The 15,936-nt window shown below is 62.3% G+C and carries 13 protein-coding genes and 2 tRNA genes; 8 read left to right on the top strand and 7 right to left on the bottom strand.

Annotation, left to right across the window (positions count from 1 at the left end):
* Window positions 1-93 precede the first annotated feature (93 nt).
* The 3 genes from IMX18_RS03635 to IMX18_RS03625 all read right to left on the bottom strand — a co-directional run bounded on the left by IMX18_RS03635 (window position 94) and on the right by IMX18_RS03625 (window position 1,449).
* Window positions 94-315, bottom strand: a complete 222-nt coding sequence (locus IMX18_RS03635; RefSeq protein WP_003254776.1) for an FmdB family zinc ribbon protein — start codon at window positions 313-315, stop codon at window positions 94-96.
* A 92-nt stretch (window positions 316-407) separates the two neighbouring features.
* The gene (locus tag IMX18_RS03630) at window positions 408-737 is read right to left on the bottom strand and encodes a ribbon-helix-helix domain-containing protein (protein WP_015271475.1); all 330 of its coding nucleotides are present in this window, start codon (window positions 735-737) and stop codon (window positions 408-410) included.
* A gap of 238 nt (window positions 738-975) precedes the next feature.
* The gene (locus tag IMX18_RS03625) at window positions 976-1,449 is read right to left on the bottom strand and encodes a Dps family protein (protein ID WP_013973814.1); all 474 of its coding nucleotides are present in this window, start codon (window positions 1,447-1,449) and stop codon (window positions 976-978) included.
* Window positions 1,450-1,729: 280 nt separating this feature from the next.
* Between IMX18_RS03625 and IMX18_RS28195 the strand changes: the two genes are divergently transcribed.
* On the top strand, window positions 1,730-2,323 hold the full coding sequence (locus tag IMX18_RS28195) for a cold-shock protein (RefSeq protein ID WP_015271476.1): 594 nt from the start codon (window positions 1,730-1,732) through the stop codon (window positions 2,321-2,323).
* Between the two features lie 94 nt (window positions 2,324-2,417).
* On the opposite strand, the gene IMX18_RS03615 is transcribed toward IMX18_RS28195, so the two are convergent.
* Both IMX18_RS03615 and IMX18_RS03610 read right to left on the bottom strand, forming a co-directional pair.
* On the bottom strand, window positions 2,418-2,624 hold the full coding sequence (locus tag IMX18_RS03615; RefSeq protein WP_015271477.1) for a SlyX family protein: 207 nt from the start codon (window positions 2,622-2,624) through the stop codon (window positions 2,418-2,420).
* Between the two features lies 1 nt (window position 2,625).
* On the bottom strand, window positions 2,626-3,045 hold the full coding sequence (locus tag IMX18_RS03610; protein WP_054571827.1) for an HIT family protein: 420 nt from the start codon (window positions 3,043-3,045) through the stop codon (window positions 2,626-2,628).
* Window positions 3,046-3,735: 690 nt separating this feature from the next.
* Here IMX18_RS03610 and IMX18_RS03605 point away from each other — a divergent pair.
* The 3 genes from IMX18_RS03605 (at window position 3,736) to IMX18_RS03595 (ending at window position 7,854) form a co-directional block, all read left to right on the top strand.
* Entirely contained in the window at window positions 3,736-5,004 is a 1,269-nt protein-coding gene (locus IMX18_RS03605) for an OprD family porin (protein ID WP_013973818.1), read from the top strand.
* A gap of 160 nt (window positions 5,005-5,164) precedes the next feature.
* Window positions 5,165-6,880 carry a proline--tRNA ligase gene (locus tag IMX18_RS03600; RefSeq protein WP_015271479.1) on the top strand — a complete coding sequence of 572 codons (1,716 nt, stop codon included), beginning with the start codon at window positions 5,165-5,167 and terminating at the stop codon, window positions 6,878-6,880.
* A 20-nt stretch (window positions 6,881-6,900) separates the two neighbouring features.
* Window positions 6,901-7,854: a hypothetical protein gene (locus IMX18_RS03595; protein ID WP_100413317.1), complete on the top strand. Its 954-nt coding sequence runs from the start codon at window positions 6,901-6,903 to the stop codon at window positions 7,852-7,854.
* Between the two features lie 160 nt (window positions 7,855-8,014).
* On the opposite strand, the gene dinB is transcribed toward IMX18_RS03595, so the two are convergent.
* A complete protein-coding gene (dinB, locus tag IMX18_RS03590) occupies window positions 8,015-9,073 on the bottom strand; it encodes a DNA polymerase IV (RefSeq protein ID WP_161551482.1) in 1,059 nt (352 codons plus the stop codon).
* Between the two features lie 219 nt (window positions 9,074-9,292).
* On the opposite strand from dinB, the gene IMX18_RS03585 reads away from it, so the two are divergent.
* From IMX18_RS03585 to IMX18_RS03570, 4 genes are all read left to right on the top strand, one after another.
* Window positions 9,293-9,369, top strand: a tRNA-Met gene (locus IMX18_RS03585).
* A 133-nt stretch (window positions 9,370-9,502) separates the two neighbouring features.
* Window positions 9,503-9,579 (top strand) — tRNA-Met (locus IMX18_RS03580).
* A 261-nt stretch (window positions 9,580-9,840) separates the two neighbouring features.
* Window positions 9,841-12,483 (top strand): bifunctional lysylphosphatidylglycerol flippase/synthetase MprF, encoded by a 2,643-nt coding sequence (gene mprF / locus IMX18_RS03575; RefSeq protein ID WP_015271482.1) that lies wholly within the window; start codon window positions 9,841-9,843, stop codon window positions 12,481-12,483.
* On the top strand, window positions 12,483-13,775 hold the full coding sequence (locus IMX18_RS03570; protein ID WP_015271483.1) for a virulence factor family protein: 1,293 nt from the start codon (window positions 12,483-12,485) through the stop codon (window positions 13,773-13,775). Before mprF ends, IMX18_RS03570 begins: the two co-directional genes overlap by 1 nt.
* A gap of 108 nt (window positions 13,776-13,883) precedes the next feature.
* On the opposite strand, the gene IMX18_RS03565 is transcribed toward IMX18_RS03570, so the two are convergent.
* Complete coding sequence (locus IMX18_RS03565; RefSeq protein WP_100413315.1) at window positions 13,884-15,794, bottom strand: potassium transporter Kup; 1,911 nt, start codon at window positions 15,792-15,794, stop codon at window positions 13,884-13,886.
* Between the last annotated feature and the right edge of the window lie 142 nt (window positions 15,795-15,936).

Raw genomic sequence — 15,936 nt, 5'->3', positions numbered from 1 at the left:
TGGTGGTTTCGCTTCTCGTGATTCGTGTATTCGGTGGAGGCCTTGGCCGCCCGGAGAGGGCTAATACTGCAAGACCCGGTCACAGCATTCAACTCAGTCGGCCTTGTCGCCGCCTGCCAGATTCTTTTTCGCCCCGGTCTTGAAGTCGGTTTCGTACCAACCGTTACCGCTCAGGCGGAAGCCTGGCACCGACAGCAGCTTCTTCAGCGCCGGCGCCTGGCAGGCCGGGCAATCGGTCAGCGGCGCGGCGCTGATCTTCTGCAGCACTTCCATGCGGTGCTCGCAGGATGCACATTGATAGTCATAAAGGGGCATGGGTGTCTCTCGTCAACCACAACGCTGGCTGCCGGGGCAGCAAAAAGCGGGATTATATATGGTTAACAAGCACTGCGCAGCCCGCCAGGCGATCAGCGCACACTTGGCGGGTCCAGCAGCCAGGCGACGCAGATCACCCGGATCAGCCCGCTGAAGTTGCGCACCCCGCCTTGTCGCAGGTGCACCTCACGGTCCACATAGGACAGGACCGCACTGACCGAGCAGCGGTTGGCCGCGGCGATGCGCTCCAGGATACCCCAGTAGACGGCCTCCAGCCGCAGGCAGGTGGAAAAACCGTTGAGCCGCACCGAGCGTGACACGGGCTGGGTCTGCAACATGTCGAAATCCGCCTTGAACGGGTCGATGCACTGTTTACCCGGCCAACGCCCCTGGCCAGCCACACGCTTGCTTGCTTGCGTCATGCGCCACACTTCCTCGTCACAGGTACCAGGTGGCCTATGAAGCGCTGTTGGGCGAGCTTAAAGCAGCGGCAAAATCTTCCTGCACAAAATTGCGCAGGACCTGCAGGAGCGGCCTTGTGTCGCGATGGGCTGCGAAGCAGCCCCGGAAATTTGTGCAATGCGCTCAAACCGTGGGGCTGCTTCGCAGCCCATCGCGACACAAGGCCGCTCCTACAAGGGCCGGTACAGCGCTGGGTATCTACTTGCCGTCGAGCAGTACCCGCAGCATCCAGGCGGTCTTCTCGTGCACCTGCATGCGCTGGGTCAGCAGGTCGGCGGTCGGCTCGTCACTGACCTTGTCCACCACCGGGAAGATGCTGCGCGCGGTACGCACCACGGCTTCCTGGCCCTGCACCAGCTGGCGGATCATCTCGTCGGCATGCGGCACCCCTTCCTCCTCCTTGATCGAGGAGTGCCGCGCATAAAATGCATAGGACCCCGGTGCCGGGAAGCCCAGGGCGCGGATGCGCTCGGCAATCGAGTCGACCGCCAGCGCCAGTTCGTTGTACTGCTCTTCGAACATCAGGTGCAGGGTGCGGAACGACGGACCGGTGACGTTCCAGTGGAAGTTATGGGTTTTCAGATACAACACATAGGTATCCGACAACAGGCGGGACAGCCCATCGACGATGGACTTGCGATCTTCTTCACTGATACCGATATCAATTGCCATGAAGTTCCCCTTTCCATAAGGCGTGAGACCCAAGCGGGTGCCGACCACTGTAGCAACACTTGGTTTGCACCGCATGTGACATGGCGCAACACATCGCCCCTCGGGGACAGCGGTTTGAGTAGCCTGCGGCTTTACTGTTAAATAGGCATGGTGCCACCCGTGCGGATTGCCATTTGCCGGGTGCATAGGCTGGCCTGCCGCGTGTTCGCGCTCTACACCTCATGCGCACCGTGCTACCAGCTCTTCCTGTGATCGGCCTTATCAACTGTGAGCCAACCCCATGTTCAAAATCGTCCATCTGGTGACGGGCGTGGCAGCCTTGCTGCTATCGCTCATGCCCAGCCTGAAAACCGATGCGTTACCCTTCCTGCAACAACCCGACGCGGTCTACCTCGCCCTGCTCGGCCTGCTCAACCTCGTACTGGCCCCCGTCGTGCCACTGTACTACCGCGGCGCGCGGCAGCAACTGCAGCATCTGGCCTGCGCCCTGCTGGTGGTGGCTGTGGTGCTGCAGACCCTGACACTGCTGGCCCGCCCGGAAATGGGCAACCTGGCCGCACTGGTCTGCGCAGCGCTGGCCGTGGCCGTGCACCTGGCCGTGGGCTTTGCCCGCAGCCCCCGCAAGGCACGCACCAGCCAGCACGCGGCGCAGGATGCCGGCAATCGTGATACCGGCACCGTGAAATGGTTCAACACGTCCAAAGGCTTCGGCTTCATCTCCCGCGACTCGGGCGATGATATCTTCGTGCACTTTCGCGCCATTCGTGGCGAAGGCCACCGCATCCTGGTGGAAGGCCAGCGCGTGGAGTTTTCCGTGATGCACCGCGACAAGGGCCTGCAGGCCGAGGATGTGGTCGCGGTAACCCGCCGCTGATCCTGTTTGCAGAAACCATCCCTTGTGGGAGCGAGCATGCCGCGCCCACAAGGTTTGTGTGCATCCAGCGGAATATGTGTAGCAGGTTCAGGTATCAATAATGAGGCGGCGGCGCCTCGTCCCCTTCGCTGCCATACTGGCCAACCATCTCTTCGTAGCGTTTGATCAGCTCGGCCATCTGCAACTGCAGCCGCTCGATCACCCGGCCCTGCTCGACCACCACGTCATTCAATGCCTGGATGGTGTCATCCTGAAACGCCAGGCGGGTTTCCAGTTCGACCACTCGTGATTCAAGCGGCATATCAGGCCTCCTGGTAACCGGCGAGATGCAGCCCGCGCAGGCGCTGGCGGATGGCTTGCACCTGGTCGTCGGTGTAGGCCGCCACCGGGCACTTGCCCCACACCGGTGCCGGCCAGGCGGCGTCGTCGCGCTGGCGCACGATCACGTGCATGTGCAACTGGCTGACCACATTACCCAAGGTAGCCACGTTCATCTTGTCGGCGCTGTAGCTGGCTTTCAGCGCTTCGGCCAGGCCGATGGTTTCCTGCCACAACTGCTGCTGCTCTGCAGCATCGAGCTCGAACACTTCGCTGATGCCAGCGCGCTTGGGCACCAGGATGAACCATGGATAGTTGGCATCCTTGCTCAGCAGCAACTGGCACAGCGCAAACTCCCCCAGCACCAGCGAATCCTGCTGCAAACGCGAATCGAGGACGAACACGGCAAATCTCCTTCAGGCAGAACCAACCCGCTTCACGCGGAAAACAGGCCTGCAAGGATACCCTGCACGTTCCCGGTAACACAGCGCTACTTTTCGCACCAAAATGAGGCTACCGATACCCCTCGCACCACACTTGTCACCCCGCGGGTGACGCGGCATGAACAAGTTGCGGTAACACATTGACTTTCATGACAGCTTTTCAAATTTTAACGATTCTTGACTGCGCTACCGCATCAGGCGGCTCCCGCCCCGTGTTTACGGCACTTTCCGACCCCCGGTAGCAGGTTTTGTGAAAATTTCATGAAGCGTTGTGAATTTTGAGCACGCTTGTTGCATTCCTTTCACGCCAAGTCGGCACGACATCTGCATCGGCGGGTGAACGCGACAAATAACAACAGCGACAGTGGTTACCAGGGAGTTTCCCAACCGGAATCGGTAGTTACAGGTTCTTTACGGTGAAAGAAGCAGCGCTGGTGTTGACGACCCTTAAACCGGGGCGTGATTTGCGACATGGAACTACCTAAAAGCGACATGGAGAAAAAGTTCCGAAAAGGATGCTTATACCCATATCGCCAAGAACAGTCAGCGTGCTATACATTTTCGCCGACATAACAAGAAAGAGCTGCCCCATATAACTAGAACACTTGGACGCAGCGGTACTCTTCCTAAAAACCAAAGGAGCAAATCACGATGCGCGTGATGAAGTGGAGCATGATCGCCCTGGCCGTTGCGGCAGGGACCTCGCAGTTGGCATTGGCCTCTTCCCAGGACGAGTCCAAAGGTTTCATCGAAGACAGCAAGCTGAACGTCAAGACCCGCATGCTGTACTTCAGCCGTGACTTCCGTAACAACCCAGCCGGCACCCAGAGCCGTCGTGAAGAAACCGGCCTGGGCTTCCTCGGCACCTTCGAGTCCGGCTTCACCCAGGGCACCGTGGGTGTGGGTGTCGATGCCATCGGCATGCTCGGCCTGAAACTGGACAGCGGCAAGGGCCGCGCCGGTACTGGCCTGTTCCCTACCGGCTCTGACGGCCGTTCGCAAGATGACTACTCCAAGGCCGGCGGCGCGGTTAAATTCCGCATCTCCGACACCGTGCTGAAAGTGGGTGACCAGTTCACCGCTCTGCCGGTCTTCGCCACCGACGACAGCCGCCTGCTGCCTGAAATCGCCCAGGGCACCCTGATCACCAGCAACGAGATCGAGGGCCTGACCCTGCACGCTGGTCATTTCACCAGCCTGACCGCCCAGGAGCAGACCAACCGCGACAGCTTCGGCCTGAAGGAAGCCAACGTGGTAGGTGGTACCTACGCCTTCACCGACAACCTCAGCACCAGCCTGTACTACTCGAAGGTTGAAGACTACTGGCGCAAATACTACGCCAACGTCAACTGGGCTCTGCCGATCTCGGACAAACAAGGCCTGGTGTTCGACTTCAACATCTATGACACCAAGAGCGAAGGCTCGGCCGAGTACCGCGCATTCGATGGCGACAAGCTGGACAACCGCGCGTTCAGCCTGTCGGGCGCCTACAACATTGGCGCTCACACCTTCACACTGGCCTACCAGAAAGTCACCGGCGACGGCGACTACGGCTATGGCATCGACGGTGGCGGCACCATCTTCCTGGCCAACTCCGTGGCCCGTTCCGACTTCAACGCCGAAGACGAGAAGTCCTGGCAGGCTCGCTACGACCTGAACTTCGCCGAATACGGCATCCCGGGCCTGACCTTCATGACCCGTTATGTACGCGGTACCGACGCCAACGTCGCCGGCACCAGCAACGGCAAGGAATGGGAACGCGACGTCGACATCAAGTACGTGCTGCAGAGCGGCCCGGCAAAAGACCTGAGCTTCCGCGTGCGTCAAGCCACCTATCGCTCTTCCGATGGCGTCTACTACGATTCCCCATCGATCGACGAACTGCGCCTGATCGTAGAGTACCCGCTGAGCATCCTGTAAGCCTGGCTTGCAGTGCCCCGCACTTGAAAAAGCCCGGCGATCACGCCGGGCTTTTTCTTGGCTGACAAGCGTCACGCCCTGGGGCATCCTGTACGCCTTCGTTTCGCCCCCGTACAATGCGGGGTCATTTCAATGTCTTAGGCAATCGACACGGCTCACCATGCGCACCAGTCAATATTTGCTCGCCACCCAGAAAGAAACCCCTGCCGACGCAGTGGTCATCAGCCATCAGCTCATGCTGCGTGCCGGCATGATTCGCAAACTGGCCTCTGGCCTGTACACCTGGCTGCCGATGGGCTTGCGGGTTATGCGCAAGGTCGAGGCCGTGGTGCGTGAGGAAATGAACGCCGCCGGCGCCCTGGAAGTGCTGATGCCCAGCATCCAGCCCGCCGAACTGTGGCAGGAATCCGGCCGCTGGGAACAGTATGGCCCCGAGCTGCTGCGCCTGAAGGACCGGCACCAGCGCGACTTCTGCGTCGGCCCGACCCACGAGGAAGTGATCACCGACCTGGCCCGCAACGAGCTGTCCAGCTATAAACAGCTGCCGCTCAACATGTACCAGATCCAGACCAAGTTCCGTGACGAGATCCGCCCGCGCTTCGGCCTGATGCGCGGTCGCGAGTTCATCATGAAGGACGCCTACTCGTTCCATGCCGACCAGGCTTCCCTGCAGGAAACCTACGACCGCATGCACCAGGCGTATAGCAACGTGTTCACCCGCCTGGGCCTGGACTTCCGCCCGGTGCAGGCCGACACCGGCTCCATCGGTGGCAGCTATTCGCACGAGTTCCACGTACTGGCCGAGTCCGGCGAAGACGACGTGATCTTCAGCGACAGCTCCGACTACGCCGCCAACATCGAGAAGGCAGAGGCCATCCCGCGTGAAACCGTGCGCCCAGCCCCTACCGAGGAGCTGCGCCTGGTCGACACGCCAAACGCCAAGACCATCGCCCAGCTGGTGGAAAACTTCGGCCTGCCGATCGAGAAGACCGTCAAGACCCTGATCGTGCGCGGTGCCGAAGAAGGCAAGCTGGTAGCACTGATCGTGCGTGGCGACCATGAGCTCAACGAAATCAAGGCGGCCAAGCTGGAACAGGTTGCCGACCCGCTGGTCATGGCCACCGACGCCGAACTGCGCGAGGCCATTGGTGCCGGCGCCGGCTCGCTCGGCCCGCTGAACCTGCCGCTGGAAATCGTCATTGACCGCTCGGTTGCCCTGATGAGCGACTTCGGCATTGGCGCCAACATCGACGACAAGCACTACTTCGGTGTGAACTGGGAGCGTGACCTGCCGGTTCCACAGGTCGCCGACCTGCGTAACGTGGTCGAAGGCGACCCGAGCCCGGACGGCCAGGGTACCCTGGTGATCAAGCGCGGCATCGAAGTGGGCCACATCTTCCAGCTCGGCACCAAGTACAGCGAGGCGCTGAAGTGCCAGGTACTGGGCGAGAACGGCAAGCCGGTAACCCTGTCCATGGGCTGCTACGGCATCGGTGTGTCCCGCGTGGTCGCAGCTGCCATCGAGCAGAGCTACGACGAAAAGGGCATCATCTGGAACGACGCCCTGGCCCCGTTCCAGATCGCCCTGGTACCGCTGCGCTACGAAACCGAGGTGGTTCGCGAGGCGACCGACAAGCTGTACGCCGAGCTGACTGCTGCCGGTTACGAAGTGCTGCTGGACGACCGTGACAAGAAGACCAGCCCAGGCATCAAGTTTGCCGACATGGAGCTGATCGGCATCCCGCACCGCATCGTCGTCAGCGATCGCGGCCTGGCCGAAGGCAACCTGGAGTACAAGCACCGCACCGAGCAGGACGCCCAGGCGTTGCCGCTCAATGAAGTGCTGACCTTCCTGCAGGCCCGCGTTCGCCGCTGATAACCAATGCACGAGTGATCATGTTCAAGCGAAGTACCTTTCCCCTGGGGGGCGCCGCACTGTGCGGCGCTCTGCTCGTCAGCGGCTGCGCCAACCAGATGTCCCAGCGCAGCGACCATGAGGAGCGCGTCGAGCGCAAACTGCTCGAGCACACCCTGCAGATCGATGTCGGCGAGCCGAAGGTGATGGAGCTTCCGCAACGACGTGTGCGCGTGCATGAGCAGAAGCGCTTCGAAGTCACCGAATTCGAAGTCACCCGCAGCTATGACCGCTACACGCCTTACCAACCCTGGCGGGAGATCTACGAGATCCCGCTGGGTGCGGTGGCCGTGGTGGCAGGCGTGGGTGCCAACGTGGTCAATGTCTTCGCCCTGGGCAACCTCCCGGAAAGCATCACCCACGACTGGCTCAGCTACGGCGTGGACGGGCTCAACCCGTTCATGAACGTGCCGTCCAACGGCCGTGCCCAGCAGAACCTGGCCGGAATCAGCGAAGTGCAGAAAGGCAAGCGCGAGGAATCTACCAGCGTGCCCTGGAGCGAACGCCTGGTCGAGGTCAAAGCCGGCAAGATGACCCACGAGCTGACCACCGACAGGAACGGCGTGCTGCGCCTGAACCTGCTCGACAGCCCGTTCTCCGAGCAGAACCTCAACCACATCGGTACCCTGCACCTGCAGGTGCAGGATGAGGACAACGCGGTACGTGGCGATGCCAGCCTGCTGGTCAGCGCCACCCTGCGCAACAAACTGCTCGAAGCCCATGAACTGATCTTCGATGACCTCGAAGATGACGATGTCGGCCAATGGGTTCACCGGGTCAAGCGCTTGTCCGAACTCGGCCTGGAAGAAGAAGCCAGTGAAATGGAACAGAGCCTGATCGAACTGACCCGCAACGATCCGGAGTTGCAGCAGGAGTTTCTGCAGTCGCTGACCAAGGCCACTGGCCGGTTGGTGGCCGACCCGGGCGCGCAGTAACCCGCATCACGCAATACCTTGTAGGAGCGGCCTTGTGTCGCGATGGGCTGCGAAGCAGCCCCATGATTTCAGCCTTGATGCATGAATTGCCGGGGCTGCTTCGCAGCCCATCGCGACACAAGGCCGCTCCTACAGGGACCGCGTTAAATTGGCGGGCCATTTACTGAGGCGGGAACAGCTCCAGCTGCTCATGCGCCCCGCGCAAGTCGCGCAACCTCACGCCTACCCCAAGCAAGCGCACCGGCTTGCCACCACGGGCAAACGCCTGACCCAGCAACTGGCGATAACTCTCCAGGTCCCTGCCCGCCCCCGCCTGCTCCATGGTGGTCTGGCTGAAGTCATGGAACTTGACCTTGACGAAGGGTTTTTCCGGCCGGTAACTGCTGTCCATGCGGGCGATACGCTCGTTCAGGCTCTCCAGAAGTTCGGGCAGCCGTGCCAGGCAACTGGCCAGGTCCGGCAGGTCGGTGTCGTAGGTGTTTTCCACGCTGACCGACTGCCGGCGACTGTCATTGTGCACGGCACGCTCATCGACACCCCGTGCCAGCCCCCACAAACGCTCGCCAAAGCTGCCGAACTCGCGCACCAGCGCCAGACGCGACCATTCGCGCAGCTCCAGGCAGGTTTCGATACCCAACCGCGCCAGCTTGTCTGCCGTTACCTTGCCCACCCCGTGCAACCTGGCCACCGGCAGGGCGGCGACGAATGCCTCCACTTCGCCCGGGGTAATCACGAACAGGCCATTGGGCTTGCGCCAGTCACTGGCGATCTTGGCCAGGAACTTGTTTGGCGCCACACCGGCCGAGACAGTGATATGCAGGGTGCGGGCGACACGGCGGCGGATATCCTCGGCAATGCGCGTGGCGCTGCCCGAGTACCACTGGCTGTCACTTACATCCAGGTAGGCCTCGTCCAGCGACAGCGGCTCGATCAGTTCGGTGTAGTCACGGAAGATCGTGTGGATTTCCCGCGAGGCTTCACGGTAGGCCTCGAAGCGCGGCTTGACGATCAGCAGGTCCGGGCACAGCTTCAGCGCGTGCCGCGACGACATGGCCGAACGCACGCCGTAGGCACGCGCTTCATAGTTGCAGGTGGCGATCACCCCACGGCGGTCGGCCGAGCCCCCCACCGCCATGGGCCGCCCGGCCAGGCGCGGGTCGTCACGCATTTCGATCGCGGCATAGAAGCAATCGCAGTCGACGTGGATGATCTTGCGCAAGGACATGGATGACCGTCAGCACTGTAAATTCATACAGATAGTATCGCATGCGCCCTCGGGTATGCAGCCTGTGCGCGACATTGCTCGATAATCGGCCTGAAAGCCCCGTCGCGCCTGAGCTGCGGGCCATATACAGACGCTAAGAGTTTGAACAGGAAAGGTTTTTTCAGAAAAAAGCTTGACACCCACGGGTAAATCCGTAGAATTCGATCTCACAGGCGCGGGATGGAGCAGCCTGGTAGCTCGTCGGGCTCATAACCCGAAGGTCGTCGGTTCAAATCCGGCTCCCGCAACCAGATTCGAGAAAAGGCCACTGTTCACGCAGTGGCCTTTTTCTTTGCGTCAAATAATGCGCTGATAGAAATTTCAAAAAAATCAACGACTAGCGCTTGACACCCATTCTGAAAACTGTAGAATGCGCCCCACTGACGCGGGATGGAGCAGCCTGGTAGCTCGTCGGGCTCATAACCCGAAGGTCGTCGGTTCAAATCCGGCTCCCGCAACCATATTCGTCAGAACAAACCCCGCCTGTGTAACAGCAGCGCGGGGTTTGTTGTTTCTCCCCTCCTGCTTTTCGTCGCCCCCGATTCTCCCGTCCTCCAGCCAACCCGCAGGCTTGAGAGGTCGTGCCCAGGATGAACTATCTTTAACCCTGCCAGGCCGCTGAAAGCGCTCGAGGCCGGAGTAACATTGGATACGTTTTTCCTAAGGGACTTTCACTTGGCCACACTTTTCCCTCACCTCGCGCTGCATGCCCGGGGCAATCCATGACTTCGCACAACCCCGAATCCCCGGTGCCGCTTGCCACAACGCTGCCTGGTGCCGCGCAACGTTTGCCCTTGCTGGAGCGCATGAGCCGTTACCGCCAGCCCATCGGCCTGGTAGTGACACTGGTGTTGTTCACCATGGCCTTGGTCGCCTGTCGCCACCTGTTGAGCGAGTTGGACATCTATGCCTTGCACGATGCCATGCTCAGCGTGCCTACCCAGTCGTTACTTGGCGCCTTGCTGGCAACTGTGCTCGGTTTCGTGATCCTGCTTGGTTACGAGTGGTCGGCCAGCCGCTATGCCGGCGTGAAACTGCCCGCGAGCAGCCTGGTGCTGGGCGGCTTCAGCGCTTTTGCCATAGGTAACGCCATCGGCCTGTCGATGCTTTCGGGCGGTTCGGTGCGCTATCGCCTGTATGCGCGCCAAGGGGTTGGCGCAGGTGAAGTTGCACGGATGACCGTTTTTGCCAGCCTGTCACTGGGCTGCGCGCTACCGCCCCTGGCCGCCTTGGCGACCTTGAGCGACCTGCCGGCGGCCTCGGCCGCACTGGGTTTGGCGCCAGGCTTGCTGGCGGGTATCGCCATAGCGGTGTTGCTGGTGTGCAGCGTGCTGATGTTCGGCCTGTACCGCCGACGCCTGGCTGAACAACCACTGGCCAACAACCTGCTGGTACAACTGGGCCGCCGCACGCTGCGCCTGCCGGGCGCACGCCTGGCTGCCCTGCAATTGCTGATCACCGCACTGGATGTCGCCGCTGCCGCCACCGTGCTGTATCTGCTGCTGCCCGAAGCACCGCCGTTCGGTGCCTTTGTCCTGGTGTACCTGCTGGCCTTGGCCGCAGGTGTGCTCAGCCACGTCCCGGGCGGCGTCGGGGTATTCGAAGCCATACTACTGGCGGCTTTTGCCGACCAACTTGGCGCGGCGCCGCTGGCAGCGGCACTGCTGCTGTATCGGCTGATCTACGTGGTGCTGCCGCTGCTGCTGGCCTGCGCGCTGCTACTGGCCAACGAGGCCCGGCGCCTGCTGTTCGCGCAACAGGCTATCAAGGCCGCTTCCGGGCTGGCTGCACCGATCCTTTCGATCCTGGTATTCCTGTCCGGGGTGGTGCTGCTGTTCTCCGGTGCCACGCCCGAAATCGACACCCGCCTGGAGCACATGGGTTTCCTGGTTCCGCACCGCCTGATCGATGCTTCGCATTTTGGCGCCAGCCTGATCGGCGTGCTGTGCCTGCTGCTGGCCCAAGGCCTGCGCCGGCGCCTGTCCGCCGCCTGGCTGCTGACCACCGTGCTGTTGCTGGTCGGTGCCCTGCTGTCGCTGCTCAAGGGCTTCGATTGGGAAGAGGCCTGCTTGCTGACCCTCACTGCCGCCCTGCTCGCTCTGTTCCGCCGTTCCTTCTACCGTCCCAGCCGCCTGCTCGAGTTGCCGTTCTCGCCGGTGTTTCTGGTAGCCAGCGCCTGTGTGGTCGGCGCATCGGTTTGGTTGTTGCTGTTCGCCTACCAGGATGTTCCCTACAGCCATCAGTTGTGGTGGCAGTTCACCCTCGATGCCGATGCCCCGCGTGGCCTGCGCGCCGCCATGGGCAGCGCCTTGCTGCTGGCGGCCGTGGCCCTGACCTGGCTGCTGCGTACCGCACCACCGGTGATCCACTTGCCTGACGAAGAAGAGCTGCTGCGTGCCAACCGCATTCTGCTGGCATCCGACCAGCCAGATGGCGGCCTGGCGCTGACCGGTGACAAGGCGCTGCTGTTCCACCCTGGCAACAACGCCTTCCTCATGTACGCCCGTCGCGGTCGCAGCTTGGTGGCCCTGTACGACCCGATCGGCCCGGCCCAGGAGCGCGCCGAGATGATCTGGCAGTTCCGCGACCTGTGCGACCTGCACCATGCCCGTCCGGTGTTCTATCAGGTGCGCGCCGAGAACCTGCCGTTCTACATGGACATCGGCCTGACCGCGCTGAAGCTGGGTGAAGAAGCCCGGGTCGACTTGCGCCGCTTCGACCTCGAAGCCAAGGGCAAGGAGATGAAGGACCTGCGCTACACCTGGAACCGTGGCGGCCGTGACGGCCTGAGCCTGGAAATCCATGAACCCGGGCATGCCCCGCTGGCAGAGCTGAAGGAAATTTCCGACGCCTGGCTTGGCGGCAAGAACGTGCGCGAGAAAGGCTTCTCGCTGGGGCGCTTCAGCCCTGAATACCTGCAGCATTTTCGCATTGCCCTGATCCGCTTCCAAGGCCGCCCGGTGGCTTTCGCCAACCTGCTGGAAACCCATGGCAAGGAACTGGCCAGCCTCGACCTTATGCGTGCGCACCCCGAGGCCCCGAAGCTGACCATGGAATTCATGATGATCGGGCTGATCTTGCACTACAAAAGCCATGACTACGCTCGCTTCAGCCTGGGCATGGTGCCGCTTTCCGGCCTGCAGCCACGGCGTGGGGCGCCCTTGACCCAGCGCCTGGGCTCGATGGTGTTCCGCCGTGGCGAGCAGTTGTACAACTTCCAGGGGCTTCGACGCTTCAAGGACAAGTTCCAACCGGACTGGGAACCCCGTTACATGGCCGTGCCGGCCGGGCTCGACCCGCTGGTGGCACTGGCCGACACCGCCGCCCTGATCGCAGGCGGCCTGACTGGATTGGTGAAACGTTGATGACCCGACGCTTTTGGCTGTACCTGCTGGTTCCCCTGCTGTTGGCTGCCCTGGGAGGCGCGCTGGCATTCTGGTTATGGACGCGCCCGGCTCCCGAGGCACGCCTGGAACAACTGAGCATCAATGACACCCGCATCACCCGTGTGACCCCAGCCGTGCACCCCAAGGCCCGGGTGGCCATCGGCGTACCCCAGGACCAGGCGCTGACCGACAGGCAGCTGCTGGACCTGGCCCAGGCTGGCGAAGCGCAACTGGTGCAGGTGATCCTGCCGCCCAATGACTGCAGCAAACAACAACAGGCCCTGGACCAGGCCTTGGGCCAGTTACCGGAGAAGCCGACCCTGGTTGCCGGTATCGGCCCTGGCGCCGCCCAGGCCTGGCGCTGGCTGGCCAGCCAGAACAACGACAAGGCGCGGGCGATTTCCGTGGGCTTCAGCCTGGAACAGCCGGGCTGCCAGACAGCGCTGCCGAAGTCGGCCGCCCACGGCCACTGGAACGTCGCCTGGAACGACAACCCGGATGACGCCAGCGCCGCCTTCGTGCGCGACCAGGCCAATGCCGAAACCAGCATCAGTGACTACGACATCCACCTGCCACAAGTGCTCAAGGCCCAACTGACCCAGGCCCTGGTCGGCCACGACGGCAACGCCCTGGCCATTCCGGTAGTCGAGGTGCCAGCCGGGCAGACCACCGACACGGTCACCCTGTTCCTTTCCGGTGATGGCGGCTGGCGAGACCTGGACCGCGACGTGGCCGGGGAAATGGCCAAGCTTGGTTACCCGGTGGTCGGCATCGACACGCTGCGCTACTACTGGCAACACAAGACCCCGGAACAAAGCGCCGCCGACCTGTCCGAGCTGATGCAGCACTACAGACAGAAGTGGGGCACCAAGCGCTTCGTGCTGACCGGTTATTCGTTCGGTGCCGACGTCCTGCCGGCGATCTACAACCGCCTGCCGGCCGAGGACCAGCAGCGTATCGACGCGGTGATGCTGCTGGCCTTTGCCCGCAGCGGCAGCTTCGAGATCGAAGTCGAGGGCTGGCTGGGCAAGGAAGGCCAGGAAGCGCCAACCGGGCCGGAAATGGCCAAACTGCCGGCGTCCAAGGTGGTGTGTGTGTATGGCGTGGAAGAAACCGACGAGAGCGGTTGCACCGACAAGACTGCGGTGGGTGAACGCCTGAAGCTGCCGGGGGGGCACCACTTCGACGAAAACTACCCGGCACTGGCCAAGCGCCTGATCGGTGAGATCGAGACGCGCCAGGGCAAGTCGAGTGTGGCTGAGCAGAACTGATAAGGTTGCGGCCCATTCGCGGGTAAACCCGCTTCCACAGGTACAGCGCAAGCTTTGAAAGCTATGCGCATATGGGAGCGGGTACTGCCTTGAAATCTGTGTTGCCCCTCAGATCTCGACCTGGGTCCCCAGCTCGATCACCCGGTTCAGCGGCAGGTTGAAGAAGCGCAAGTTGCCGTTGGCATTCTTCAGCAGGAACGCGAACAGGTTGCCCCGCCAGCGCGACATCCCCTCCAGCCGTGAGGCGATCACGGTCTCGCGGCTGAGGAAGAAGGTGGTGCGCATCGGGCTGAAGTCCAGGTCTTCCAGGTGGCACAGCTTCAACGCCGCAGGCACGTCCGGTTCGTCCATGAAGCCGAAGTGCAGCAACACGCGGAAGAACCCATCGCCATAGGCCTCCACTTCAAAGCGTTCCTGTTCCGGCACGCGTGGCCGGTCCTCGCTGACCACCGTCAACAGCACCACCTGGCTGTGCAGCACCTGGTTATGCAGCATGTTGTGCAACAGCGCATGGGGCACCGCATCGGAGCGTGCCGTGAGGAACACCGCCGTGCCTTCGACCCGGTGCGGTGGCTGAATGCGGATACTGCTGATGAACAGCTGCAGCGGCAGCGCGCCTTCGTCGATGCGCTCCATCAGGATCTGCTTGCCACGCTTCCAGGTGCTCATCAACAGGAACAGCACAGCGCCGGCCAAGACCGGGAAGGCCCCGCCCTGGATGATCTTCGGCACGTTGGCGGCAAAGAACAGCCCATCCACCAACAGGAAACCCATCAGGATCGGCACCGCCAGCACCGGTGGCCACTTCCAAAGCAGCAGCATCACCGCCGAAACCAGGATGGTGGTCATCAGCATGGTACCAGTCACAGCCACGCCGTATGCCGCCGCCAGGGCACCGGATGACTCGAAACCGAGCACCAGCAGTACCACGCCGACCATCAGTGTCCAGTTGATCGCACCGATATAGATCTGCCCCTGTTCATCGCTGGAAGTGTGCTGGATCTGCATGCGTGGGATGTAGCCCAGCTGGATGGCCTGGCGGGTCAGGGAGAACGCCCCCGAGATCACCGCCTGCGAAGCGATCACCGTGGCCATGGTAGCCAGGCCGACCATCGGCAGCAGTGCCCAGCCCGGCGCCAGCAGGTAGAACGGGTTACGTGCAGCATCCGGGTCCTGCAGCAGCAACGCGCCCTGGCCAAAGTAGTTGAGCACCAGCGCCGGCAGCACCAGGGCAAACCAAGCCCGAGCGATCGGCTTGCGGCCAAAGTGGCCCATGTCGGCGTACAGCGCCTCGGCACCGGTCAGCGCCAGGACCACCGCACCGAGAATGGCAACGCCCATGCCGGGGTGAACCACGAAGAAGTTGACCGCCCAGGCCGGGTTGAAGGCCTTGAGCACTTCCGGGCTCTGCGATATGCCGTACACGCCCAGCGAGCCCAGCGCCAGGAACCAGGTGACCATGATCGGGCCGAACAGCTTGCCGATCTTCTCGGTGCCGTGCTTCTGCACCAGGAACAGCGCCACCAGGATCACCAGCGAAATCGGTACAACCCAGTGATCGATACCATCAAACGCCAGGCCCATGCCTTCCACCGCCGACAGCACCGACACCGCCGGCGTGATCATGCTGTCGCCATAGAACAGCGAAGCGCCGATCAACCCGCACACCACCATCAACGTACGCAACCTCGGGTAGGCCGCCGTGGCCCGCCGCGCCAGCGCGGTCAGCGCCATGGTGCCGCCCTCGCCCTGGTTGTCGGCGCGCAGGATGAACATCACGTACTTGAACGACACTACCCATAGCAGCGACCACAGGATCAGCGACAGGATCCCCAGCACGCCGTCATGGTTGACCGGCACTCCGTACCCGCCGCTGAAGACCTCCTTGAGGGTATACAACGGGCTGGTGCCGATATCGCCATAAACCACCCCGACCGCCGCCACGAGCAGGCTCAACGACCGCGTCGCCCCATGCTTCCCCTCGTGCCCGCCCTCGGCGTGACTGCTTGCCTGAACCATCGACCACTCCCGCAGACGGCCTTGCAAGGCCAGTAAAATTCCCGATGCGCCAGGTGATACTGATACCCCCGGCGCAATGGCGCGAAGCATAGCGCAGCGTTCGTCGCATTTCTGCTGGTCAAGCGACCCTGCGCTCGCTAGA

Origin of the sequence: Pseudomonas shirazica (assembly GCF_015168335.1) — a bacterium.
GTDB classification, from domain to species: domain Bacteria; phylum Pseudomonadota; class Gammaproteobacteria; order Pseudomonadales; family Pseudomonadaceae; genus Aquipseudomonas; species Aquipseudomonas asiatica.
Note: the sequence above shows the minus strand (reverse complement) of the source record. Positions and strands in the feature narration are given on the sequence as shown.

Excerpts from the sequence above, each read along its gene's own strand:
- IMX18_RS03635 (WP_003254776.1), bottom strand. The coding sequence starts at position 315 with ATGCCCCTTTATGACTATCAATGTGCATCCTGCGAGCACCGCATGGAA.
- IMX18_RS03630 (WP_015271475.1), bottom strand. The coding sequence starts at position 737 with ATGACGCAAGCAAGCAAGCGTGTGGCTGGCCAGGGGCGTTGGCCGGGT.
- IMX18_RS03625 (WP_013973814.1), bottom strand. The coding sequence starts at position 1,449 with ATGGCAATTGATATCGGTATCAGTGAAGAAGATCGCAAGTCCATCGTC.
- IMX18_RS28195 (WP_015271476.1), top strand. The coding sequence starts at position 1,730 with ATGTTCAAAATCGTCCATCTGGTGACGGGCGTGGCAGCCTTGCTGCTA.
- IMX18_RS03615 (WP_015271477.1), bottom strand. The coding sequence starts at position 2,624 with ATGCCGCTTGAATCACGAGTGGTCGAACTGGAAACCCGCCTGGCGTTT.
- IMX18_RS03605 (WP_013973818.1), top strand. The coding sequence starts at position 3,736 with ATGCGCGTGATGAAGTGGAGCATGATCGCCCTGGCCGTTGCGGCAGGG.
- IMX18_RS03600 (WP_015271479.1), top strand. The coding sequence starts at position 5,165 with ATGCGCACCAGTCAATATTTGCTCGCCACCCAGAAAGAAACCCCTGCC.
- IMX18_RS03595 (WP_100413317.1), top strand. The coding sequence starts at position 6,901 with ATGTTCAAGCGAAGTACCTTTCCCCTGGGGGGCGCCGCACTGTGCGGC.
- mprF (WP_015271482.1), top strand. The coding sequence starts at position 9,841 with ATGACTTCGCACAACCCCGAATCCCCGGTGCCGCTTGCCACAACGCTG.
- IMX18_RS03570 (WP_015271483.1), top strand. The coding sequence starts at position 12,483 with ATGACCCGACGCTTTTGGCTGTACCTGCTGGTTCCCCTGCTGTTGGCT.
- IMX18_RS03565 (WP_100413315.1), bottom strand. The coding sequence starts at position 15,794 with ATGGTTCAGGCAAGCAGTCACGCCGAGGGCGGGCACGAGGGGAAGCAT.